This window comes from Virgibacillus byunsanensis, from assembly GCF_042675965.1.
Lineage (GTDB): Bacteria > Bacillota > Bacilli > Bacillales > Amphibacillaceae > Virgibacillus_R > Virgibacillus_R byunsanensis.
Map to the genome: position 1 here is coordinate 26,886 of NZ_JBHTKJ010000034.1, position 22,620 is coordinate 49,505.

At 38.2% G+C, this 22,620-nt stretch carries 24 protein-coding genes and 1 riboswitch; of the genes, 6 read left to right on the plus strand and 18 right to left on the minus strand.

Going from position 1 to position 22,620, the window contains the following annotated elements:
- Positions 1–242 precede the first annotated feature (242 nt).
- Complete coding sequence (locus ACFQ3N_RS12805; protein WP_390362925.1) at positions 243–383, minus strand: hypothetical protein; 141 nt, start codon at positions 381–383, stop codon at positions 243–245.
- 144 nt (positions 384–527) lie between these two features.
- Between ACFQ3N_RS12805 and ACFQ3N_RS12810 the strand changes: the two genes are divergently transcribed.
- On the plus strand, positions 528–1,997 hold the full coding sequence (locus ACFQ3N_RS12810) for a potassium/proton antiporter (RefSeq protein WP_390362926.1): 1,470 nt from the start codon (positions 528–530) through the stop codon (positions 1,995–1,997).
- Between the two features lie 23 nt (positions 1,998–2,020).
- Here the strand turns inward: ACFQ3N_RS12810 and ACFQ3N_RS12815 are convergent, their stop codons facing one another.
- The 5 genes from ACFQ3N_RS12815 to ACFQ3N_RS12835 all read right to left on the minus strand — a co-directional run bounded on the left by ACFQ3N_RS12815 (position 2,021) and on the right by ACFQ3N_RS12835 (position 5,539).
- Positions 2,021–2,557, minus strand: a complete 537-nt coding sequence (locus ACFQ3N_RS12815; RefSeq protein ID WP_390362927.1) for a D-glycero-alpha-D-manno-heptose-1,7-bisphosphate 7-phosphatase — start codon at positions 2,555–2,557, stop codon at positions 2,021–2,023.
- A gap of 448 nt (positions 2,558–3,005) precedes the next feature.
- Positions 3,006–3,212 (minus strand): hypothetical protein, encoded by a 207-nt coding sequence (locus ACFQ3N_RS12820; protein WP_390362928.1) that lies wholly within the window; start codon positions 3,210–3,212, stop codon positions 3,006–3,008.
- A gap of 68 nt (positions 3,213–3,280) precedes the next feature.
- Positions 3,281–3,382: riboswitch (SAM riboswitch) on the minus strand.
- Between the two features lie 56 nt (positions 3,383–3,438).
- Positions 3,439–3,858 carry an arsenate reductase (thioredoxin) gene (gene arsC, locus ACFQ3N_RS12825; RefSeq protein ID WP_390362929.1) on the minus strand — a complete coding sequence of 140 codons (420 nt, stop codon included), beginning with the start codon at positions 3,856–3,858 and terminating at the stop codon, positions 3,439–3,441.
- A gap of 18 nt (positions 3,859–3,876) precedes the next feature.
- Entirely contained in the window at positions 3,877–5,175 is a 1,299-nt protein-coding gene (locus ACFQ3N_RS12830; RefSeq protein WP_390362930.1) for an arsenic transporter, read from the minus strand.
- A 16-nt stretch (positions 5,176–5,191) separates the two neighbouring features.
- Complete coding sequence (locus tag ACFQ3N_RS12835; RefSeq protein ID WP_390362931.1) at positions 5,192–5,539, minus strand: ArsR/SmtB family transcription factor; 348 nt, start codon at positions 5,537–5,539, stop codon at positions 5,192–5,194.
- A 193-nt stretch (positions 5,540–5,732) separates the two neighbouring features.
- On the opposite strand from ACFQ3N_RS12835, the gene ACFQ3N_RS12840 reads away from it, so the two are divergent.
- The 3 genes from ACFQ3N_RS12840 to pstA all read left to right on the plus strand — a co-directional run bounded on the left by ACFQ3N_RS12840 (position 5,733) and on the right by pstA (position 8,682).
- Positions 5,733–6,749, plus strand: a complete 1,017-nt coding sequence (locus ACFQ3N_RS12840) for a PstS family phosphate ABC transporter substrate-binding protein (RefSeq protein WP_390362932.1) — start codon at positions 5,733–5,735, stop codon at positions 6,747–6,749.
- 87 nt (positions 6,750–6,836) lie between these two features.
- Positions 6,837–7,796, plus strand: a complete 960-nt coding sequence (gene pstC / locus ACFQ3N_RS12845) for a phosphate ABC transporter permease subunit PstC (RefSeq protein ID WP_390362933.1) — start codon at positions 6,837–6,839, stop codon at positions 7,794–7,796.
- A 1-nt stretch (position 7,797) separates the two neighbouring features.
- Positions 7,798–8,682, plus strand: coding sequence for a phosphate ABC transporter permease PstA (gene pstA / locus ACFQ3N_RS12850; RefSeq protein WP_390362934.1), 885 nt, complete (start codon positions 7,798–7,800; stop codon positions 8,680–8,682).
- An 83-nt stretch (positions 8,683–8,765) separates the two neighbouring features.
- Here pstA and ACFQ3N_RS12855 read toward each other — a convergent pair whose 3' ends face one another.
- From ACFQ3N_RS12855 to ACFQ3N_RS12885, 7 genes are all read right to left on the minus strand, one after another.
- Positions 8,766–10,502, minus strand: a complete 1,737-nt coding sequence (locus tag ACFQ3N_RS12855; RefSeq protein WP_390362935.1) for a methyl-accepting chemotaxis protein — start codon at positions 10,500–10,502, stop codon at positions 8,766–8,768.
- Between the two features lie 110 nt (positions 10,503–10,612).
- On the minus strand, positions 10,613–11,212 hold the full coding sequence (locus tag ACFQ3N_RS12860) for a response regulator (protein ID WP_390362936.1): 600 nt from the start codon (positions 11,210–11,212) through the stop codon (positions 10,613–10,615).
- 2 nt (positions 11,213–11,214) lie between these two features.
- A complete protein-coding gene (locus tag ACFQ3N_RS12865) occupies positions 11,215–12,348 on the minus strand; it encodes a sensor histidine kinase (protein WP_390362937.1) in 1,134 nt (377 codons plus the stop codon).
- Between the two features lie 100 nt (positions 12,349–12,448).
- Positions 12,449–13,501 (minus strand): fatty acid desaturase, encoded by a 1,053-nt coding sequence (locus ACFQ3N_RS12870; protein ID WP_390362938.1) that lies wholly within the window; start codon positions 13,499–13,501, stop codon positions 12,449–12,451.
- 261 nt (positions 13,502–13,762) lie between these two features.
- On the minus strand, positions 13,763–14,407 hold the full coding sequence (locus tag ACFQ3N_RS12875; protein WP_390362939.1) for an SDR family oxidoreductase: 645 nt from the start codon (positions 14,405–14,407) through the stop codon (positions 13,763–13,765).
- A 71-nt stretch (positions 14,408–14,478) separates the two neighbouring features.
- Positions 14,479–15,330: a DUF1028 domain-containing protein gene (locus tag ACFQ3N_RS12880; RefSeq protein ID WP_390362940.1), complete on the minus strand. Its 852-nt coding sequence runs from the start codon at positions 15,328–15,330 to the stop codon at positions 14,479–14,481.
- Between the two features lie 262 nt (positions 15,331–15,592).
- Entirely contained in the window at positions 15,593–15,796 is a 204-nt protein-coding gene (locus ACFQ3N_RS12885) for a CDGSH iron-sulfur domain-containing protein (protein WP_390362941.1), read from the minus strand.
- A gap of 199 nt (positions 15,797–15,995) precedes the next feature.
- Between ACFQ3N_RS12885 and ACFQ3N_RS12890 the strand changes: the two genes are divergently transcribed.
- Together ACFQ3N_RS12890 and ACFQ3N_RS12895 are read left to right on the plus strand one after the other, a co-directional pair.
- Positions 15,996–17,126, plus strand: a complete 1,131-nt coding sequence (locus tag ACFQ3N_RS12890) for a cation:proton antiporter (protein ID WP_390362942.1) — start codon at positions 15,996–15,998, stop codon at positions 17,124–17,126.
- 14 nt (positions 17,127–17,140) lie between these two features.
- Entirely contained in the window at positions 17,141–17,572 is a 432-nt protein-coding gene (locus ACFQ3N_RS12895) for a hypothetical protein (protein ID WP_390362943.1), read from the plus strand.
- A 26-nt stretch (positions 17,573–17,598) separates the two neighbouring features.
- Here ACFQ3N_RS12895 and ACFQ3N_RS12900 read toward each other — a convergent pair whose 3' ends face one another.
- From ACFQ3N_RS12900 to cpaB, 5 genes are read right to left on the minus strand one after another with little or no spacing between them, the layout of a single operon-like run.
- On the minus strand, positions 17,599–18,528 hold the full coding sequence (locus tag ACFQ3N_RS12900) for a type II secretion system F family protein (protein WP_390362944.1): 930 nt from the start codon (positions 18,526–18,528) through the stop codon (positions 17,599–17,601).
- A 3-nt stretch (positions 18,529–18,531) separates the two neighbouring features.
- Positions 18,532–19,491, minus strand: coding sequence for a type II secretion system F family protein (locus tag ACFQ3N_RS12905; RefSeq protein WP_390362945.1), 960 nt, complete (start codon positions 19,489–19,491; stop codon positions 18,532–18,534).
- Positions 19,491–20,822, minus strand: a complete 1,332-nt coding sequence (locus ACFQ3N_RS12910; protein ID WP_390362946.1) for a CpaF family protein — start codon at positions 20,820–20,822, stop codon at positions 19,491–19,493. Before ACFQ3N_RS12910 ends, ACFQ3N_RS12905 begins: the two co-directional genes overlap by 1 nt.
- The gene (locus tag ACFQ3N_RS12915; protein WP_390362947.1) at positions 20,822–22,009 is read right to left on the minus strand and encodes an AAA family ATPase; all 1,188 of its coding nucleotides are present in this window, start codon (positions 22,007–22,009) and stop codon (positions 20,822–20,824) included. Before ACFQ3N_RS12915 ends, ACFQ3N_RS12910 begins: the two co-directional genes overlap by 1 nt.
- Positions 22,009–22,614 carry a Flp pilus assembly protein CpaB gene (cpaB, locus tag ACFQ3N_RS12920; RefSeq protein ID WP_390362948.1) on the minus strand — a complete coding sequence of 202 codons (606 nt, stop codon included), beginning with the start codon at positions 22,612–22,614 and terminating at the stop codon, positions 22,009–22,011. Before cpaB ends, ACFQ3N_RS12915 begins: the two co-directional genes overlap by 1 nt.
- Positions 22,615–22,620 lie beyond the last annotated feature (6 nt).

The window sequence follows — 22,620 nt, forward strand, 5'->3', positions numbered from 1 at the left end:
TTCGTGTTTCCTTTAGATTCACTTTGGAGTGAATCTCATGCGGATTTGGAAGATCGACTAACTTCGCCGCTTTGCGCAGCAACTCGACCCACCCGCGATGTGCGGGCGCAGCCCATACGTCACTAAACGGGCACTTTGCGCTTTTGTTCGTAGATAGGAAAGATATACTTTCCTATCTACATAAGTGCAACTAAGTCTTTCGCCATTAAGGCTTGGCGATAAACCACGTTTTCTAATGTTATTCACTCTTTTTCCTTCTTGCTAATATACTCGTTAGGCTCGTCCCCGCCATGGATACTGTTATTTTTAAACTGGCTTTTTCGTCCGTTTCTATGTTCCCCGTGTTGTTTGTTTTCCTTAAATTGTCTATTTTTATCGGCCATTATTTCTCTCCTTTTTAATTTTTGGATGGTGTTAGTTTTTGAAATGTAGGCTTTCTTTATACATGCGTGAAGATATTTAAATTTATTATCATTTGGTATACTAAACGAATAACGCTAAGATTTTACTTGGAAGGATTGTTATTATTGGATATATCTGTTGGAACATCGATATTTTTACTTTCCTCCATGCTTATTGTCGGGGTAATTGCTACCAAATTTTCTACTCGTTTCGGATTACCTGCACTAGTTCTATTCCTCTTAGTTGGCATGGTTTTTAATAATTATTTATTCTTTGAGAATGTGCAACTTACACAACTAATCGGTGTATTGGCCTTGATTATTATTTTATTTGAGGGTGGGACTCAAACTAAATGGAATCATGTTCGCCCTATCATAGGGTCTGCAAGTATATTAGCAACAATTGGTGTACTGATTACTGCAGTCTTAACTGGGCTTGCTGCTATGTATATCCTTAACTTTTCCTTGTTGGAAGGGATGCTTTTGGGATCTATTGTCGCTTCTACCGATGCTGCTGCTGTCTTTTCCGTATTAGGTAATAAAAATATTAAAAAGAAACTTACATCTACATTGGAGGCAGAATCCGGTTCCAACGATCCTATGGCTGTATTTTTAACCATAACCTTAATAGAATGGATTCAACTATCGGACAACTCTATTTGGGCTGCTTTTGGTGACTTTTTCATACAGATGGGACTGGGCCTAGTGCTCGGGCTCGTATTGGGAAAAGTAACTGTGGAAGCCATCAACCGAATCGAGCTGGACACTGCTGGGTTATATCCCATTCTTGCTATGGGAAGTGCAATCTTTACATATGCGATCACAAACTTTGCAGGTGGTAGTGGTTTCCTTGCTGTATATGTGATGGCAGTATTTGTTGGAAATAATGAATTGTTATACCGATTCTCCATTATGCGATTTAATGAAGGTTTCGCCTGGATGATGCAGATTTTGATGTTTATCTTTTTAGGTCTGTTAGTATTTCCAAGACAATTATTGGACGTTTTTTGGCAAGGCATTCTATTATCTGTTATTTTAATGTTTATCGCCCGTCCAGTTGCGGTCTTTATTAGTCTTATTTTCATGAAATACAATGTAAAGGAACAGGTCTTTCTTTCCTGGTCAGGGCTAAAGGGAGCAGTTCCAATTGTTTTGGCCACCTACCCTATTGTAGCTGGTATTGAAAACAGTGAAGTGATATTTAATGCCGTTTTTTTCGTTGTGATGATTTCTGCATTGATCCAAGGAAGTTCATTATCATGGCTAGCGACTAAATTAGGTTTGACCGGTGAAAAAAGTCGTGACACGTTGCCAAGTATGGAATTAATGACACTTGGTAAAACGGACTCTGAAATTTTGGAAGTGTCTATGACAGAGAATTCTCCGGCTGCTGGGGTATCCTTACTTAATTTGGAGTTACCTGCTGATACGCTGATTATCGGGATCATCCGTGATGAAAAAGTAATTACTCCAAATGGGGATTCTGTTATACAAGATGATGATACACTCTATGTCCTGATTAACAAAAAGGCAAGGGAACGCGTTAAGGAAGCATTGCTCGGTAAAAAGCCAAAGAAAAAGATTTCTGAGACTTAATAGAAAAACCTAAACTTGGGCGATTATTGGTCATCCAAATCAGATAACCAAACAGCAACCGAAATTAAATCTGGGAAATACATGTCTGCATCCGCTTTGTCTTTTTCACGATCACTAATTAGAACAGTCTTCGTACCGGCTTTTTTTCCGGCCTCTATGTCTGGTACACGATCACCTACCATGTAGCTTTCCGATAAATCTATGTCATGGTTGTCTGCTAAATCTAAAATCATCTGTGGCATAGGCTTACGGCAGGCGCACTTTGCATGGGGTTTATGTGGACAGTAAGCTACAGCATCAATGGAAGCACCATAATGTGCTAGGTCGTCCTCCATTTTGTTATGTACGTCTTGTAATGCGGATTCTTCCATAAAACCAAGACCTACTCCTCCTTGGTTGGTGACAACAAAGACTTTAAAACCTGCTTCATTAAAACGCTTAATGGCTTCTCCCACTCCATCGAGTAAATAAAAATCTTCCGGTCTGTTCACGAATTTTACCCGATCACTTAACACTTCATTGATCACGCCGTCTCGGTCTAAAAACATTCCTCTTTCCATTTAGATATCACCTCGTCTATAGGGCTTCATATTCTGATTTTAATAAGGAATAGACAACTGTATCATGAAATGTTTCCCCGTCAAAATCAGTTTGTCTAAGCACGCCTTCTTTTCTACATCCTTAGTTATATAACCATTTCTGAGAACCTTTATTATCAGCAAAAATATCGCCAACTATTCGAATTTAAGCCAAGCGTTACCTGTTTAATATATAGTGCTCCGTTTCCACAACTGCAATAGTAGTAATGCTTCTTTCTTCCATCATATGTATACATCCAAGTTAATTACGGTGTGACACCAGCGTATCACACCTAGGAGGCTGTCCGATGGAATAATTTCTGTGAATATATATGCATTCACACTGAATTATTAATGTATAATCCACCATATTTTGAATAAATATTCGGCAATTTCACTTCGTCGGACAGCCTCCTAGAACACTTCCGTTTTAGTCCTGTTTTTTCTTGTTCAATTCTACTATATTATGCTTCATGAGTGGGTTGATAAACTTCTCTTGGCGCTCCTTTTTGAAACGATCCAGTTCCTCCGGCGTCATATCCTTTACAATTTCAGATACATGTCTACCTGGAAGGTTTTCAAATTCCTCTTTCGTCAGTTCGACTACCTCACCATTTTTCACAATAAAATGTTCCATTTCCTATTCCTCCTTTAAAATATTAAAAACCCCTTTTTGCATTGGATATACAAAAAGGGGTTTTTACCGATTTATCATCCAAAGCAATTGCTTTGCTGGTGGTAGCACCTTACTACAGCAGGTTGCTGTGACGTCTCTGAGCCAGATCTCTCGGTCACTCTTGATAACTATTCAATTACATGTATTATATCGTACCTTGTTGAAACTTCAAATGATTTTACCTGGCTTATTCTCCAGTATCTGCAAACCGTTTGATTCGTTCACCAATCTCATCACGTACCCGTTGGAATACGCTCCATTTTTCCGCTTCTGTTCCTTCTGCTTTTGCTGGGTCATCAAACCCCCAATGTTCTCGTTTTACATGTGGTGGGGTCATTGGGCATCTATCTGCTGCATCTCCGCAAAGGGTTACAGCAAGTGTTGCATTATTTAAAACATCCGTATCAATCGTTTCTGATTGTTGATCAGAAATATCAATGTCGACTTCATTCATGGCTTTTACCGCATTTGGGTTTAAACCATGTGCTTCAATGCCTGCGCTTTTTACTTCCCACTCGTCTCCTAGATGCTTCTTTGCCCACCCTTCTGCCATTTGACTCCTGCATGAATTCCCAGTACATAAGAAATAAATTGTTTTTTTAGCCATAGTAGTTCACTCTCCTTTTTAGAATACAACTAATGTTACATACAGTCCTAATAACGTAATAAACAGGATTGGAATCGTTAAAATGATACCTGTTTTAAAGTAAGTCCCCCAGGAAATTTTAACTCCTTTTTGGGATAAAACATGGAGCCATAATAGGGTTGCTAGCGAACCGATTGGTGTGATTTTCGGACCTAAGTCAGACCCTATTACATTGGCATAAATAAGTGCTTCCCGCATGACACCTGATGTATCTGTTTCAGCAATTGCTAACGCATCGATCATTACGGTCGGCATATTATTCATGATTGATGACAAGATAGCAGCAATGAAGCCCATTGAAATGGTTGCTATAAACAGGCCTTGTTCGGCACTTGCTTGGATGAGTTGTGCTAACAAATCTGTTAGCCCTGCATTTTTTAAACCGTAGACGACAACATACATGCCAATCGAGAAGAATACGATTGCCCATGGTGCGCCTTTAATGACAGCTGTCGTATCAACTGCCTGACTTCCTCTTGCCATTAGTAAGAAGAAAATCGCTACAATTCCTGCCACGATCGAAACAGGGAGATTGATGAACTCACTTACAAAATAACCAATCAGTAAAACAGCAAGAACATACCATGACAGACGAAACAGTTTAGGATCCCTGATTGCCTCAACAGGCTCCTTTAACTGAGATAAATCGTATGATTGGGGTATATTTTTTCTAAAATAAATTAAAAGTACAATGATAGTTGCAGCTAGCGAGAAGAAGTTTGGAATAATCATTCGCGTTGCATATTCTACAAACCCAATCTCAAAGAAATCCGCTGATACAATGTTAACTAAGTTACTTACTACTAGTGGAAGTGATGTGGTATCTGCGATAAATCCACTAGCCATAATAAATGGAAACACCATTTTTTCCTGGAAATTTAAGTTGCGTACCATTGCTAGCACAATAGGTGTCAGAATTAAAGCAGCCCCGTCGTTTGCAAAGAAGGCTGCAACAATGGCACCTAGTAAACTGACATAAACAAACATTTTAATTCCATTACCTTTTGCCGCCCTTGCCATATGAAGTGCGGCCCATTCAAAGAATCCAATTTCGTCTAAAATTAATGAAATAAGGATAATAGCAACAAAAGCTAATGTTGCGTTCCATACAATTTGTGTTACTTCTATTACATCACTAAACCCTACTACTCCTACTAATAAAGCAAGGATAGCTCCACCACATGCGGACCATCCAATCGATAAATTTTTTGGCTGCCAAATAACTAAGATTAGGGTGACCAAAAATATTAACGATGCTAGTATAACCGATGATGACAAGACTCTTCCCCTCCAATTAACAACATGTAATTCGTGTACCTTGATCTTCTAATTCTTTTAACTTATGGTCTTGATTTGGTAGCTGATGGAGTATTTGCTCCACAAACGGATAATGTTCATTGTTTTTATTTATAGAGTAGAAGATCCATTGCCCTCTTCTCTCTTCTTTTACCAACCCAACATCTCTTAATTTACGAAGGTGTTGACTAATAGATGGTTGACTCGCCTTAAAGATTTCAACAAATTCACAAACACAGCAATCATGATGATCAAGAATCTTAACCATCGTCAACCGCGTTTTATCACCTAGCAATTTCAAAATCAGTGCCGCCTTGTCTATCGTAATCTCTGTTGCTTGTAGCATAAACATACACCTCCTATATGATCATTCGCACATTAGTATATAATAATTCACTTATATTTTAAAGTTATACTATTCATTCTTTACAAAAGCTTTACACTCAGACCATATTCTCTTAACACTCACCTACTATACTAGAATTTGAGAGAGGAAATCTCTTAACAAATAAAAAGTTACAAAGGGGAGGACAATTTTTATGAAATTTAAAACGTATCTACTATTTTTTGTGATGGCTGCTCTAACAATCGTAATGGTAGCTTGTGGAACAGATTCAGAGGAAGAAGAGACCGATAATAATGATTCAGACGACACATCTTCTGCAAGTGCAGAAACAGACGATAGTGAAACAACTGAACCAACCGAATTAGAAGGTAGTGTTGTCATTGATGGTTCTGGAACTGTTTACCCTTTAATGGCTAGATTAGCTGAAGAATATATGATTACGGAGGAAGAAGGCGTGTCTGTTGAAGTAGGTCGTGCAGGTTCTAGTGCTGGGTTTGGGAAATTTCTTGTAGAAGACGGTACAGACTTTAACGACGCATCACGAAAGATCAAAGATGAGGAACAAGCGAAAGCAGATGAATTAGGCATCGAAGTAAAAGAAATGAAAGTAGCTTTAGACGGCTTAACATTTGTTATTAACAAAGATAATGACTGGGCTAGTGAGCTTACAGAAGAAGATCTACTAAACATTTTCCGTGCTGATGGAGGAGTAACGAAGTGGTCAGACATTAATCCTGACTTTCCTGATGAAGAGATCCAAACATATGGACCAAATGAAAACCACGGTACGTATGAATTCTTTTATGAAAATATCCTTGAAGAACAGGATTTAATTAGTACCGTAAATCTACAGCAGGAATATTCAACTCTTGTGAAACTTGTATCAGAAGATGTTAACGGAATTGGGTTTTTTGGCTTTGGTTACTATGTGAACAATCAGGATCAATTACAAGCAGTTAACGTTGACTTTGGTGAAGGGCCTGTTGAACCAACCCTTGATACAATAGCTGAAGATGGTGATTATGCCCCATTCACTCGTCCGGTGTTCACCTATTTAAATGTTGATATGGCGAAAGAAAAGCCACAGGTTTTAGATTACGCACTTTACGTTGCAAATCATGTTAATGAATTTGCTGGAGAAACTGGATTTGCACCACTTCCAGAAGCAGAAGTTCAAGAATATGTTGACTTTCTAGAAGGACTAAAATAACAAACTAGTACTCTAGGATAAGATGAGAGCTACCTAAATGCTCTCGTCTTATTATGAGTTATCAGCAGGGAAAGCGAGGTCCAATAAATGATAACAAACAGCGATCTAAACAACAAAAATACTGCTGTTAATGTTAGAGAATTGATAGAAAAAAGGAAGAATTCGAAGCGTTTATCCAATTATACGGAAAAGATCATTCCGGTGCTTCTTTTTCTTATTGCATCTATATCTATACTGACTACAGTTGGAATAATCTACACATTGCTTAAAGAAACAATTGAGTTTTTTAAACAAGTAGCCTTTAGTGAATTTTTCACAGGAACCGTACTGAAACCATTAAGTCAAAATCCAGAGTTCGGTATATTGCCATTAATTAATGGTACTATTCTTTCTTCCGTGATTGCGATGTTCGTAGCTGCTCCAATCGGATTAATGTCAGCCATTTATCTAAGTGAATACGCATCCGATAAAGTGAGGAAGACAGTAAAACCTTTGTTAGAAATACTTGCCGGCATACCAACCATTGTGTATGGATTTTTTGCGTTTACATTTGTAACGCCAATCCTACGAGAAATAATCCCCGGCCTTGAAGCAACCAATATTTTTAGTCCAGGTCTTGTAATGGGGATTATGATTATTCCAATGATTGCTTCGATGTCCGAGGATGCCATGACTTCTGTTCCTAACTCCATGAGAGAAGGTGCTTTTGCAATGGGTGCAACTAAATTGGAGGTTTCCTTACGTATTGTCATTCCAGCTGCTTTATCTGGGATTATCGCCTCTTTTGTACTTGGGATATCCCGTGCGATTGGTGAAACTATGATTGTTACCATTGCCAGTGGAAGCTCCAAGAATTTCACATTTGATATTACCCAATCCATGCAAACGATGACTGCTTATATTGTTGAAGTTACTGGTGGAGATGCACCTGCAGGTTCGACGATTTACTACAGCTTATATGCGGTTGCTATGACATTATTTGTCTTTACCTTTATGATGAACTTACTTGCAAGATACGTCTCTCGTAGGTTTAGGGAGGAATATTAACATGAAACATGTTGATACAGCACAAGTTCAGAAGAAAATGAATGCACGTTTGCTAACCAATACGTTAGCCAAAATATTATTCTTATTATCTACTTTATTTGGTCTTATAGTACTTGTTATTCTACTTTATCGTGTAATTTCAGATGGATTAAATTGGATTAATTTTGATTTTCTTACGGGTAAATTATCAACACAACCCGAACGCGCAGGAATTATGGGTGCGATACTCGGGACATTCTGGCTAATGGTTGTTGTTGGCCCAGTTACGATGTTTTTGGGTGTTGGAACAGCCATTTATCTAGAACTATACGCGAAAAAAGGACGTCTGCAATCGTTCATTCAGACTAACATTGCAAATTTAGCTGGTGTCCCATCGATTGTATATGGCATTTTAGGTATGACAATCTTTGTTAGAGCCTTGGATTTTGGCAATATCGTTTTAGCTGGTGGTTTAACCATGTCATTACTGGTTTTGCCTATCGTGGTTGTTGCCAGCCAAGAAGCTATTCGAGCAGTTCCACAGCATTTAAGTGAAGCATCGTATGGAATGGGTGCAACGAAATGGCAAACGATTAAAAAAATCCTGCTTCCTGCAGCGTTACCTGGAATTTTAACGGGGGCCATTTTATCCCTATCTCGTGCAATCGGGGAAACAGCTCCATTAGTTGTGATTGGAATTCCAGCACTTTTAATTCCCTTTCCAGGAAATATTATGGATAAATTCACCGTACTACCGATGCAAATATATTATTGGACACTTGATTCGGCACTTACAGCAGAATATGCAAACCTGGCTGCTGCCACCATTGTTGTGTTGTTAATCGTCTTATTCGTACTCAACGCAACAGCTATTATTATTCGTAACAAATTTCAGAAAAAATACTGATTCTACAATCCCCCTTTTATATATTGTAAAAGACTGGCTTACATTATGGAGCCAGTCTTTTTGTTATTTCCTTCTCCATATGTTTAATTGATTTTGAATCGTCTTGTATTCTTAGAAAGAGAATTCGAGATATCTGTGAGTTTCAGACCAATTTCGTGCGTATTTTCCACTTGCTGTATTTGATCTTCACTACTCAAAAGCATCTGCTCTGCACTTGCTAATGTTTCTTGAGATACAGATGAAAAACTTACTGCTGTTTGTTCTAACTCAGGTAATATACTCTCCAAATCTTTCAATTCCACCTGCAACCCTTGCAGTTTATCACTTACCTCAGAAATTTCCTGCATCAGTTTATCTATCGAAAATTTAGAGTCGATAGATGTCTTTAAAGTTGTTTTCGTTTTTTCCAGCATTTGACCAAACTCCTGAGTTGCGTTCGTTGTTATAGTTTCCATGTTGGATATGGATTGAACTATTTGTTCTGCGGCGCTTGATGACTGTTCAGCCAATTTTCCTACTTCATTGGCTACTACCGCAAAACCTTTTCCAGATTCCCCGGCTCGGGCAGCTTCAATCGTGGCATTAAGTGATAATAACTTGGTTTGTTCAGCAATGCCTTGAATTAATCCAACTAGCTTAGTTATGGAAAAAGAATAATGTTGTACTTCATTTATAGTAGTAGTTAAATGCTCAAAATCTTTTTCAAATGTGCTCACCGTTGTAATTAATTCCGTCATTTGTTTATCACCTCGTTTAGCAGAATGATTCATATCTACTGAACTACTAAAGACGATATCCATATTTTTAATCATTTTTTCAGTTTTTTGCTTCATTGATTTAAAGCTTTCAGCACTATTTTCTGAACTACTTGCCGTTTGTTCTGCTCCTTGCTTTACAACATGAATAGATTCAATTAACTGACGACTAGTTGAAAGCGTTTCATCAGATGATCCTTGAAGCTCGCCACCTGTCTGTTCTAAATTTATGGTTGTCTCCCTAAGTTCGTTTAACACACTTCTCATATGCCCAATCATAGCGTGATAGCTTTTATCTAAAGAAGTAATTTCGGGTAACGTTGTCATTATAGGTGCTGAGTGATTCAAATTCCCCTTTCGAACTTCCTTCATTTTTTGACGTAAAACTGTTAATGGTTTAGTTAGACTTCTTACAAAAAGGATTAAGACGATAATAGAAATAATAATACTTGCACTAATAATAGCAATTGTAAAAAGGGCAACTTCCTTAACCTGTCCCATATAGGACTCAGTTGGAACAAGCAACACATAAGTCCCACTAATTTCGTCCATCTCTTGAAATGAAAGGGTAAATTCCTCTTTATTGATTGTTTCATGTATGATTCCATTCTTTGTTTCTGTAATAGTACCTACTATTGATTCTGGTATTGAAGGAATGGATTCATTACTGACCTTAAAAGGAGTTATTTCGTCGTTAGTTATGTAAAAATATTCTGATGAAATTCCATCGTCTTGAAGATTTTCACGCTGTGAACGTATATTTGCATTTAACTGTTGCTCAAAGTATTCGTCATCACTGACATATGTGAATTTTAGGTTATCTGCTATGTGCCCCATTAATTCTGCTTCGCGAACAAGCCTATTATCAATTGAACTCATCATCATATCCTTAGCTTTTACATACGAACCAATCCCCACTGCAAGAATGGAAATAATTAATAACGAAATAAAAAGAGCTAATAAACGGTTTTGTAAACTGAATTTTTTCATTACATTTTTATACAGTTTCTTAACTTTGTGACTCGAATTTAGCTTTCCTTCTAATGTCTCGGAATTTTTTTCCAATATATATCCCCCTCATAAACTGCACACTGTTTAAAGTATATCAAGGGGATATTAAGTTACTGTAAACGTAATGCAAAAAATCGATTAAACTTTCTTGCGATCAATTACTATTATTTAAACCAACCCTGCTCTTTAAAACGAGATATGGCTTCAATTCGGTTACTCACTTCCAGCTTATCAAGAATGATAGAAACATAATTTCGGACAGTACCATTTGTAAGATAAAGCTCATTAGCAATTTCTTTCGTCGTTTTACCTTCTGCAATCAATTTAAGAACCTGTTCTTCACGTTCAGTTAAAGGATTTTCATTGTCATAGGCCATATCGACTAATTCTGGTGCATAGACACGTCTGCCATCCATAATTGTGCGAATAGAACTTGCCAAGTCCTCACTTGGACTATCTTTTAACAAATATCCATTTACATTGGCTTTTCGAGCTCGTTCAAAATATCCTGTTCGCGCAAAAGTAGTTAATACGATTACCTTACAAGGGTCTTCCTTTAATTCTTCTGCTGCTTCTAGTCCTGTTTTTTGCGGCATTTCAATGTCCATAATACAAATATCAGGCTTTTGCTGTCTAACTAAATCCAGTACTTCTTCTCCATTTCTTGCTTTACCAACTACTTCCATGTCTTCTTCAAAATCAAGCAGAGACCCAAGAGCTCCAAGTAACATCCGTTGGTCTTCAGCAATCACAATGCGAATCACAACTATCCCTCCTGTTTTGTTTGTTGTACGATCTTCGGAACCTCAATTGTGAGTGAAGTCCCGGTTTGTGATGATTCAATATTCATACTTCCATTTACAAACTCCAACCGTTCTTTCATCCCTTTCAAACCGTGCTCTTGTAACGAATCCGCCTTGTCAGGGAGACCAATTCCATCATCCTCTACGGTTAAACGTATTTCACTGGAGGATTCTGTTATATAAATATGGCAGGAGGATGCTTGACTATGCTTCACAACGTTCGTAACTGCTTCCTTCAGACACATACTAAGCACATTTTCGACTAATAGCGGGGTGTTTGAAAGTTTAGGACTTCCTTCTATTTGATAATCCTTTTGAGCTGCTTTCAAGACCTGTTGTACACGTACAATTTCATCCGATAGTTTTGCACCTTTCATATCGGAAACCATCTCACGTACTTCCTTTAATGCGGTTCTTGCCGTTTGATGAATATCATTTACTTCGTGTTTTGCTAAATCAGGTTCAACGTTTATTAACTTACCAGCTAAATCACTTTTCAATCCGATAAGTGACAACTTTTGGCCTAATGTATCATGTAAGTCACGCGCAATGCGCTCGCGTTCCTCCATGACCACTAACTGAGATAGCTTTTTATTAGCTTCTTTTAATTGATCTTCCAATTTCTCACGTTTATTTCGGTAGTACATGGTAAAAGGTAACAAAATGACGCCAATTACCGTAATGACAATAAACGGGAACTGGGAATAGAATATTTCACTTTGTATAAAAAAACCTATAGACACTGCGGCTAGTGTCGTAACTAGATGAACAACATACAACGTTACAAAACCGCTTTTTTGCTGGATATTACCTATGTAAAACGCTAAAAATAATGCGAAATAAACATAACCTAGGAACAGTGCCATTATAATGCTAATCGCCATTTCAATACTAACGGACAAATAAACGGTCCAACCTTTTGAAATAAACGATACTCTGTACACCGTGAAAAATAATAAAATCATTAAAATCCCAAAAATGATTCCTACTGGTGATGATGTTCGGAAAATAAAATAGAAAGGCAGAATACAAAATATAATCCATGCATAAACGCTAAGTCCGGTGTTTTTCGGGATAATGTGATACCACTTTTGCATCCTTATCCCTCCTTTTTTCAATTATTGTAGGTGTTTTTCTAAGTATAACAAACCGAAAGCCCTCCAATGTAATTTGAAGGGCCATATCTATAAAACCTATTTATTTTTCTTGCATACTTGTCCTTCTCGTATTCACTTGCATATTAGACTTTGGATTCTTCATAAGTTCTTTTACCTCTTTAAAACCTACAAACCGTTTATTTGTATCGTCGAATAATCGAAACCGAATAGATTTCAAACTAGAAGCAAGCGTTATTGTGGTTGCCTGCTGCAGTGGCGGTGTAGATTCATGGGCTTCTTCTAGCTTATAGTTAGGAACTCTTGGACTTAAGTGGTGCACATGATGGAATCCAATACTGCCTGTCATCCATTGCATGATTTTCGGCAACTTGTAATAGGAGCTCCCATCAACAGCAGCCTTTACAAAGTCCCATTCTGACTCATGTTCAAAATAGGAATCTTCAAATTGATGCTGTACATAGAATAACCAAATTCCAAGTGAACCTGCTATAAAGAGAATTGGAAGTTGTATAATCAGAAATGCCTGCCACCCAATCGCCCATATTAATAACGCATAAATACCAACTATTGAGGCATTAATGAAATGGGTGTTCAAACGTTCTTTTCGTTTTGCACCTTTTCGGTTAAAACGATTCGATATTAAATATAGATAAATTGGCCCAAGTCCGAACATCACAAGTGGATTTCGATACAAGCGATAACCTAATCTACCCCAAAATGATGCGGCAATATATTCATCGACCGTCATCACCCATACATCTCCAGTTCCACGTTTATCTAAGTTACTGCTAGTAGCATGATGGATTGCATGCTCCCGCTTCCACTGTTCAAACGGAAACAATGTGATAATCCCGGTTATTGTCCCAATAATCCGGTTCGCCTTTTTATTTTGGAAAAACGACTGATGTGTACAATCATGAAAGATGATAAAAATTCGTATGACAAAGCCTGATGCAACAACGGTTAATGGAATCGTTAACCAAATGGATACAGACAAACTTTGATATGCCAGAAACCATAAAAGGAAAAACGGCAAAATTGTATTTATTAATTGTTTAATGCTAGCTTTCGTATCTGAACTTGCAAATGGTGCAACGCTCTTTTTTAATTGTGCTTGTTTTTGTTTACTCATAAGCTTCCTCCTAGAGTTAATCTACGTTTAGGATAAACCCTATACTATAGAAATTATACGAGTAAAAATAGTCATAAACGTCAATGCTTGGACATGACAAATGTCATATATTTTGAAGTTTTAATTGTGATTACAGCGCTATACATGCAGGCAATATACATAAGTTTCCAATTATATTTGTTGGAAGTCATTGATTTAATTTAACTTTTGATATAGGAAACGCCAAAAGCAACTGGTTTACTTTTGGCGTTTTCATATTCTTTATAGATTTTTCAAAGCTTCCTCTACTGAGTCTTCACCTGAAATAAGGTCAAATGACTGTTTATACGTATTTTTCTCACCCAGTGAAGCAAAAACGGTACGGGCCACATCTTCTCGTGGGATAGACCCTCGTTCCAGATTTTCTGCTAGAGAGACTTTTCCTGTACCTGGTTCGTTCAACAATCCACCCGGACGCACAATGGTATAATTCAAGTTGCTTGCTCTAAGCATTCTGTCTGCATAATGTTTTGCGACGTAGTATTGTCTAATTTTTTCATTCCAGTTTTCACGGTTATGTGCTTGGAATGCACTCACCATCACATAACGATTCACACCAGCCTTTTCAGCCGCTTCGACGGTTTTTACAGCACCATCTAGATCCACTAATAACGTTTTATCTGATCCCGTTTTACCGCCTGAACCCGCTGTGAAAATAACGGTGTCACAGCCTTTAGCAGCTTCTGCAATGGAATCGACAGGTCCTTCTAAGTCAGCAACAACTGCCTCTACCCCTTTTTCTTTAAGTGCTAAAGCCTGTTCTTCCTTGCGCACCATTGCTCTTATTGTATGTTCATTGCTATTTTGCAGTAAGTCAACGAGATGTTTACCAATTTGTCCGTTTGCTCCAATTAAAAGAACTTTCATTTCGCATATCTCCTTTTTTAAAGGTTATAATTGCTCCCTTTCATTATTGCAAAGTAGAAAATCTATCGCAATTATACTGTTTCTTTACTTTTCATGAAATCGAGCACTTCTTTATCCATTTTCCCTTTTTCCAGCTCACGACCTTCAAAGTTTTCCACATGAAGAAATACCGTCAACTGTTCATGAAGTGTCTGATCATCCACATCATTATTCGCAAGAAGCCCTAGTCTATACAATTGGTTCTGGATCTCGTCCCGAATGTCGTCTTTAATTTCTAATATATTTTCCGGTTTAGTTGTTCCAAAATAAAGCTGATGCAGATGATAGATTCTGATCAATTCTTTGATTGGGTCTGGATGCTCATCCACACGTAAATCAATATATCGGTCATCCGCACCTAGATAGCCACCTTTTTCCTTCACAACATAAATAGCTGCAGCTTGTTTACCACGGCTATCTCCTCCTGCCTCTTGTCCCGCATCTAAGGCCGTTAAAAGTCGTTCAGCGAGAGTTCCAGTTGTCTTTTCAAATGTGTCTGCCATCGCATTTACCGTTTCCTGACTTACCAATATGTTTCCTTGTGCGGTATAATGCTTTCCTGCTCTTCCACCAGCCCAGTCATAGCACCTATTTCCAGTGAATGTAGCTGCATTACCATTTGCATCGACAACACCTACTTGGCGATCTTCTTTTCCTTCATCATTTTCCGTTAAGATGGTGATCGTTTCCTGTGCAGTTTTCCCCTGCTCCATTAAACGTAAGCCATCAGGTCCGTATGCCGGGTTTGCAAAAGCCTGCGTTGCAACCGCACCAACACCTGCTTTAGCCCACGGCACAACGGTACCTACTCCGATAAATTTAGACTGTACAGCTATCCCTAGTTCCTTTGTTTCTGGATCAAAACCGACGATTGAAAATGTCATGTATATCTACTCCTTTTTATTGCTTCCTAGTCTCATGCTGCGCAACTTTAGTAGTTGATGCGCGTGTTTGTGTAGTTACCGCGCGGGCTCCATCGTATGTGGCGCTCCTTTTAATTGATCCCGCGCTAGTTTACTTTTTATTGCGCGAGTTTAAGGGATGTACCGAGCGACTTAGCAGGAATAGCACGCGGTCCATTATTCTCCTATCAATAAGGCTGTTTTAAAGTAGATTATCTACTTCGAAACAGCCTTATTACCAATCTTATTCAACTCTTGATTGATCCTCAAACCCTATCTTTTTATGTGTTCCATCACAAAATGGTTTGTTCGATGATTGACCACAACGACATAGGGAAAAGGCTTTTTTCGTTTCATAAACGTTTCCCTCTTTATCGACCAACTCTACATCCCCTGTAACGCGTAAAGAACCGTTATCCATCACTTTAATTTGTGCTTTCTCATTCATGAAAATCCCCCTAAAAATCTTATTTATGTATGCTTATTATATTTTATTCGCCAGCAACGCAAATAAAACCTGCATTTAGTATAACAGATATCCAATAGTAGAATAAGACGGATAACACCTTACTAAATGCAACCTTTTGATTGTAATTTCCTTGTTTTTGGTAAAAATGAAACTATTGGCCATTTAAGGAGGTTAAATAGTGCATGATTTAGATTTACACCATATTTTTACACTTGGACTTATTTTAGTCATGATTGCTGCTGGAATAACGGCTATTGCTAAAAAGTTTGATAAGCCGTACCCAATTGCTCTTGTTATAGTTGGAACCATCATTGGTCTAACAAACATTCCAATGTTGGAGCCTTTAAAGGACTTCATTACAGAGGGAGAGGTTTTTAATTTTGCCGTCATTACATTGTTCCTACCAGCATTGCTAGGTGAAGCTGCATTGAAACTCCCTTTTTCTCATTTAAACGAAAACAAAGAACCCATTTTAGCATTAGCATTTTTAGGGACTTTTTTATCATTTATCCTTATTGGGTTTTCTTCCATGTGGCTATTAGGTTTATCAATCCCTGCAGCCTTTGTATTCGCAGCGGTAATGAGTGCTACAGATCCAGTTAGTGTTCTGTCTATTTTTAAAAATGTTGGAGTTAATAAAAGGCTTGCCACTATTATCGAGGGGGAAAGTTTATTTAATGACGGGTTAGCAGTTGTGCTGTTCAACATATCCGCTTTCTCATTGCTAACCTATTTAGACTTAGGAATACAAGGAGCAGGTTACGGATTATGGGAGTTTGTACAAGCTGTATTCCTGGGACTTCTAATTGGAGGAGCTTCCGGATATGTCATTTCACGTCTTACCAGTTACTTTGATGATTACCCATTGGAAATTATCTTTAGTATCATCCTTTTTTATGGTGTTTTTTTACTGGCTGAAAATGTTCACGCATCAGGAGTAATCGCTGTTGTTGTAGCAGCACTTGTTTTAGGGAATTACGGAACAAAAATCGGGATGAGCCCTACAACTAAATTAAACATAAGTAATTTTTGGGATGTAGTAACACTACTTGCTAATTCCCTTGTGTTTTTAATGGTAGGACTGGAAATCACGAAAATTGATGTGGCAGATAAATGGGGATTAATTTTTCTAGCGATTTTAATTGTTCTGATCGGGAGAAGTATTGCCGTATATGCGGGTATGTTCTTAGTTAAAAGCGTACCAACAAAATGGAAACATATATTAAATTGGGGCGGATTAAAGGGATCTTTATCTATTGCGCTTGTTCTAAGTCTTCCAAGAGATTTTGTTGGCGTGAAGATATTTTAATTTTTGCCTTTAGCATGGTGCTATTTTCATTAGTTGGTCAAGGGCTCTCGATTAAACCACTTATCGAATGGTTAGGGGTTACGAAGAAGGAAAAAGGCTATAAAGCGTACGAAGAACTCCTTGCACGTGCTCACCGATTCGAAAATGCCATTACAGAAATAAATAAAGCGAAAAAGAATCTGTTAATAACGGAAATGGTAACAAGAGAATTGGTAGACGAATACGAGCAAACACTTGAATCCCTGCACAAAGATATGGAACTGCTTTTTCAAGAACATCCTGAACTAAAAGAAAAACAACAAACTACCTTACAAAAATATGCTTTATATGCACAACATGAAGCAATTAACCGTTTGCTTAAGGAAGACATTATTTCAAATGAAGTTGCTGAACAGGAACATGAATTAATTACGAACAAACTTGTTGAGTTGGAGGAAGAGCAGTAAAAAGACAACACTTGTTATGTTGTCTTTTACAAAACTGTTTCAAGCAAGTAAATAATCAATGGTCCTAACAGTACTATAAACATGGCTGGAAAAATAAAGAGTAACATTGGGAAAACCATTTTAACCGGTGCTTTCATGGCTTGTTCACGTGCAAATTGGGTGCGTTGCTCACGAATCCTTATTGTTAATGATCGGAGAACCTTTGACATACCAACACCTAGCAGATCGGCCTGAATGAGTGATGTGATGATGCTTTGAAATTGGTGGACAGGAACACGACTTCGTAAGTCTGAAAAGGCTTCTCTTCTTGATTTTCCAAGCTTCATATCCTCCAACGTTTGCAGAAACTCATCAGACAAAGCACCTTTTGTTTGCTTGCAAACTTTTAGTAATGATGAATCAAGTCCCATCCCCGCTTCAATCGACAGATTCACCATATCAAAAAAGTCTGGCATCTTTTTTTGAATTTCAAATCGTCTTTTTTTAATAATGGAACTTAAATAAAAGGACGGATAATACATAGCAAGCATAGCGATTACGCCTGCTAAAAGGATACTTGAAAACATACCAGCGTCCCCGCTTCCCAGTAATACGTATACAGTAAAGAAAACCACACTTCCAATTAGGATCTGCAGAAATCGAAAGTCTGTTGATGACATATTGAGTGGGTAACCCGCTTCACGTAATCGTTGTTCCAATTCCTTTTTTTTGGATGATGGCATCCGCTTGTCGATTATTGCCTTTGCTTTGTTCGTGTACTTTTTCAACACAATAAAAAGATCGCTGTTTCGTTCCTTTTTTGAATTTTCGCGCTTCGCATTTCCTTCTTCGATGCCAAAATAATCCGCGGTACGAGCAGCTATTACCAATTGCTTTTTAAACAGTTGCGTTAACGTTGCCCCGATAATAAGTGTTAGAAATACAGTGCTGAACAATATGAAATAAATTGAAATCATAACTTACACCTCAATATGGACAATTTTTTTAATAACCAGCCATCCCACTAGAATACTAATGGATCCAGCAATAGCCATAGCCCAGCCTAAAGGATGCGTAAATAGCATTTGAAAATATTCTGGGTTTACTAGCCTTATATAAAAAGCTAATGCAATAGGTAACAGCGTAATGATCACTGACGACATTTTCCCTTGCGCTGTCAGGGTTTTCACTTCACCTTTTACCCGTGACCGATCAATAATCGTTTCTTGCATGGTCTCTAACAAATAAGCTAAATTCCCACCACTGGTACGTTGGATAATTAATGTGTTTAATACTATTTCAAGCTCTTTATCTGGCAGTCTCTCCAGCAAGCTCGTAAATGCATCCTCGACAGTCACTCCATAATTAATTTCCTCTAACGCTTTTAAAAATTCTGGGCCTAGAGGGTCATCTATTTCCTTTGCAACCATTTTCATAGCTTGCATGAAACTAAACCCTGCCCGAAGTGCGTTTGCCATCGTGCCGAGTGCTTCACCCAACTGTTCCGAACATTTATTAATACGTGCTTTTTGCTTCTTTTTTATATATAGAACGGGTAGCTGAAAACCAATTACGCATCCAATTAAAATAAATAAAAAGTGGAACTCATATAAATTGCCAACGAACAGGGCGATAAGTGCTAACATAACACGTCCAATAAATAACTCGCCTATGGAAAGTCCTACACCCGATTGCATCAGCACTTTTTGATGTTTTTTTAGATTAAAGACCTTTTCAACTCCATTGCTTGCTTTTGTTAAGGCTGTATTTTTTTGTTTAGGACGTTCTTTTTTCTTTTTTTCCAAGTTGTTTAGTGTAATATATTTTTTTAACCGGTTTTCATACTTACCTTTGTTTACCAGACTGGAAACGATTATCTTGAAAATAATCGTTACTGTAAAAAATGTACCTATTAAAACATAAAGGAGCAAATCGTTCATTACCATTCCTCCTTAAATATGTTTTGCAGATTATGACCAGCTAACTCAAGCTTTTCCACACAGTGTGGACGTATGCCAGTCGATGCAAATTTACCTTCCACTTTACCGGTTTCTATATTTTTCCGTTCGTTGTAAACGTAGATATCCTGAAGCACTATTGTGTCCCCTTCAAGACCTAACACTTCAGTAATACGAGTGATTTTCCTAGAGCCATCCTTCATACGTGCTTGCTGAACAATGATATCGAGAGCACTTGATATTTGTTCACGAATGGCTCGAACTGGTAATTCAAACCCAGACATTAAGACCATTGTTTCCAACCTTGCCAATAAATCCCGTGGTGTGTTTGCATGCCCCGTTCCTAAACTTCCATCATGGCCCGTGTTCATCGCTTGGAGCATATCCAACGCTTCTGCACTACGAACCTCCCCTACAATAATCCGATCAGGTCGCATTCGGAGTGAGTTTCGGACAAGATCACGAATCGTTATTTCTCCTTGACCCTCAATATTTCTTGGCCTAGATTCCAAGGAAACGATATGGTCTTGTGAAAGTTTCAATTCTGCAGCATCCTCGATAGTCACTATCCGTTCATGACGCGGGATAAAAGATGAAATAACATTTAATGTGCTCGTTTTACCAGAACCTGTCCCACCACTGATAAAAACATTAAGTTTTGCCTCTACAGCAGCTTTTAAAAAATCTGCCATGTCCTGATTTAATGTACCCATCCGTAATAAATCATAGATTGTAAATGGTGTCTCTGAAAATTTACGGATCGTAATGGTTGGACCATTCAACGCAAGAGGTGGAATGATGGCATTCACACGAGAACCATCCGGTAATCTAGCATCAACCATTGGCACACTTTCATCAATTCGCCGACCGAGTGGCGCTACAATTTTCTCAATCACCCGCATTACATGCAGATCATCGCGAAATTGAGCTGTTGTTCGTTGGATCCTTCCATTTACCTCTGCATAGATTTCGTTAGGACCGTTTACCATTACTTCTGTAACATCCGGATCGGCTAGTAGTGGCGATATCGGTCCATACCCTGTAAGCTCATGGGACGTATCGTTTATTAATTGCTTCTTTTCCTCCAAGGTAAGGTATTTTCCTTCCTTTTCAAAAAAGTCCTCTGAAAGCTTTTCGACTAATGGCTCTAATTCCTTTCCTTGGTTGACAGGCTTTTTTAATTCTTCGACAAGAAAGTTATGCAGGCGTACCTCTAGCTCAACTGATTTTTTCACAGTGCTTATTGGTTTTATTTCTTTTTCCTTACCGTGCTCTGACTGCTGGTTCCCACCTAGCCTTGTTAGCAAAGACATTATGCGTGCCCCCCTGCATGGGCGACATGTTTCACTTTTTGTTTCTTATTCCTTTTGTTCGGTTTACGGACTTCTGGGTTATATAACGTTTCCGCCATTTGGAATATTTTTTTAGACACTTGTGAACGTGGGTTGGAATACGTTACAGGCTTTCCTTCATTCACCGCTGTTACCATCAACTTTTCCATGGCTGGAATAGTCATAAAGATTTCCCTGCCCATCACTTTTTCAACCGTTTCCGTTTTCATACCCTTTACCTTCATATTCCGGTTCAACACAACTTTTGTGCGGTCCCCCATCTGCAAGGAATCTAACGTATCTACTAACAACTTGCTGTTTTTTAAGGTTGGTAAATCCATGTAGGTCATTGCCAAAATATGATCCGAGTTCTCTAATGCCACAATAACTGTCTCATCCATGTTACTGGACGCATCTATAATTACGACGTCATATTGCTGTTTCAGCGAATGAATTGCCTTACGGACATAATCCCCCGTTATGACTTCAGCAAATTCAGGTCTTTGTGGAGCCGCAAGTATCGAAATACCATTTTTATATGGCGTCATAAAGCTTTCAATTTGTTTTCCAGCGCGGTCTTCCTTGATCCAGTCATATATCGTTCGCTTTGGTTTTACATCCATAAATAATGCAACATCACCAAATTGTAGATCTAAATCAATAACAGCTACCTTCTGCATTTTCTTGCCATAGGAAGCAGCAAGATTAACAGCAACAGTCGTCTTCCCAACCCCGCCTTTTGTACTGGAAACGGTAATGACCTTTGCATTTTTGGTAGACTTCATTTGCGGCTGTTGTGACATCTTCTTCTCACTCTTTGCAATTGCGTGTTTAATATCTTCTCTAATTTTAGTTAATGGAGTGGCAAGAAAAATCACGTCTGAGGCACCTGATCGAATTGCCCGCTTCATATCCACTTCTTCTTCTGAATGAAAAACGAGTAAGGTAGTTGTGAGCGGATACTGCTTGGTTATCTTTTCGCAAATACCATATACATCATAAGATGGAGCAAAAGGTAAATAGACAATACTATGATCATCTGCTTGCAGCTTTTCCATGATCGTGGATACACTTGAAACCCAATTCACTTGATAAGCAGGATCCTCTATCCCCTTATCTAATATAGAAATCAATGCATCATTTTGAGCAATAGCGTATACTTTTACCATTATCTAAACACCCCTTCATGTAAGTCATCTTCATGCATATGTGTATGATCAGGTTCAAGCTGATCGTCGCCCTCTTCCCGAAGCATTAGATACAACTCATTTTTGGAAGCAAATCCTAAGGAAAGCCCTTCCTGAGGTGTCACTTCAATCGTAACTAAATGATATCGCTTCATTGTTTCTGCATCATCTGCTGCATGACCAATTGCCAGCACCTTAACGTTTTGTAATAAAAGTGTGGCGGAATCATGCTGTTCTTCCGCTTGTTCTTCAGGTACTTGCATAATCGTAACAACATCGACAAATGAACCTGGCTTGATAAAACCAGCAACCCCTTGTACATCTGTAACCGTAATTGTTATCGCACGGGCACCCTCTGAGGCTGGGATTATTTCATTTCCGATTTCTTCCTCTGTTTGTTCTTCAGCTGCCACTGCTTTGTTTCCTTCTTCCTCTTGATCTTGTTGTTCTTCCTTCTCTTCCTCAGAAATAGTATTACTTTCTGGTTTAGTAGATTCTTGCGGACTCCCTGTAACCAAGACATACATCATGACAGCAGCAATTACACCAAATAAAATTGCTGTTAACCAGATTTTTTTCGTATTCATGCGTTC

Coding starts and splice junctions, on each gene's coding strand:
- ACFQ3N_RS12820 (WP_390362928.1), bottom strand. CDS start 3,212: ATGGAACATTTTATTGTGAAAAATGGTGAGGTAGTCGAACTGACGAAA.
- ACFQ3N_RS12895 (WP_390362943.1), top strand. CDS start 17,141: ATGGTGCTATTTTCATTAGTTGGTCAAGGGCTCTCGATTAAACCACTT.
- arsC (WP_390362929.1), bottom strand. CDS start 3,858: ATGGCTAAAAAAACAATTTATTTCTTATGTACTGGGAATTCATGCAGG.
- pstC (WP_390362933.1), top strand. CDS start 6,837: ATGATAACAAACAGCGATCTAAACAACAAAAATACTGCTGTTAATGTT.
- ACFQ3N_RS12900 (WP_390362944.1), bottom strand. CDS start 18,528: ATGATTTCAATTTATTTCATATTGTTCAGCACTGTATTTCTAACACTT.
- cpaB (WP_390362948.1), bottom strand. CDS start 22,614: ATGAATACGAAAAAAATCTGGTTAACAGCAATTTTATTTGGTGTAATT.
- ACFQ3N_RS12805 (WP_390362925.1), bottom strand. CDS start 383: ATGGCCGATAAAAATAGACAATTTAAGGAAAACAAACAACACGGGGAA.
- ACFQ3N_RS12870 (WP_390362938.1), bottom strand. CDS start 13,501: ATGAGTAAACAAAAACAAGCACAATTAAAAAAGAGCGTTGCACCATTT.
- ACFQ3N_RS12840 (WP_390362932.1), top strand. CDS start 5,733: ATGAAATTTAAAACGTATCTACTATTTTTTGTGATGGCTGCTCTAACA.
- ACFQ3N_RS12865 (WP_390362937.1), bottom strand. CDS start 12,348: ATGCAAAAGTGGTATCACATTATCCCGAAAAACACCGGACTTAGCGTT.
- ACFQ3N_RS12875 (WP_390362939.1), bottom strand. CDS start 14,407: ATGAAAGTTCTTTTAATTGGAGCAAACGGACAAATTGGTAAACATCTC.
- ACFQ3N_RS12815 (WP_390362927.1), bottom strand. CDS start 2,557: ATGGAAAGAGGAATGTTTTTAGACCGAGACGGCGTGATCAATGAAGTG.
- ACFQ3N_RS12880 (WP_390362940.1), bottom strand. CDS start 15,330: ATGACATTTTCAATCGTCGGTTTTGATCCAGAAACAAAGGAACTAGGG.
- ACFQ3N_RS12835 (WP_390362931.1), bottom strand. CDS start 5,539: ATGCTACAAGCAACAGAGATTACGATAGACAAGGCGGCACTGATTTTG.
- ACFQ3N_RS12915 (WP_390362947.1), bottom strand. CDS start 22,009: ATGGTAAAAGTATACGCTATTGCTCAAAATGATGCATTGATTTCTATA.
- ACFQ3N_RS12905 (WP_390362945.1), bottom strand. CDS start 19,491: ATGAACGATTTGCTCCTTTATGTTTTAATAGGTACATTTTTTACAGTA.
- pstA (WP_390362934.1), top strand. CDS start 7,798: ATGAAACATGTTGATACAGCACAAGTTCAGAAGAAAATGAATGCACGT.
- ACFQ3N_RS12910 (WP_390362946.1), bottom strand. CDS start 20,822: ATGTCTTTGCTAACAAGGCTAGGTGGGAACCAGCAGTCAGAGCACGGT.
- ACFQ3N_RS12885 (WP_390362941.1), bottom strand. CDS start 15,796: ATGAATGAGAAAGCACAAATTAAAGTGATGGATAACGGTTCTTTACGC.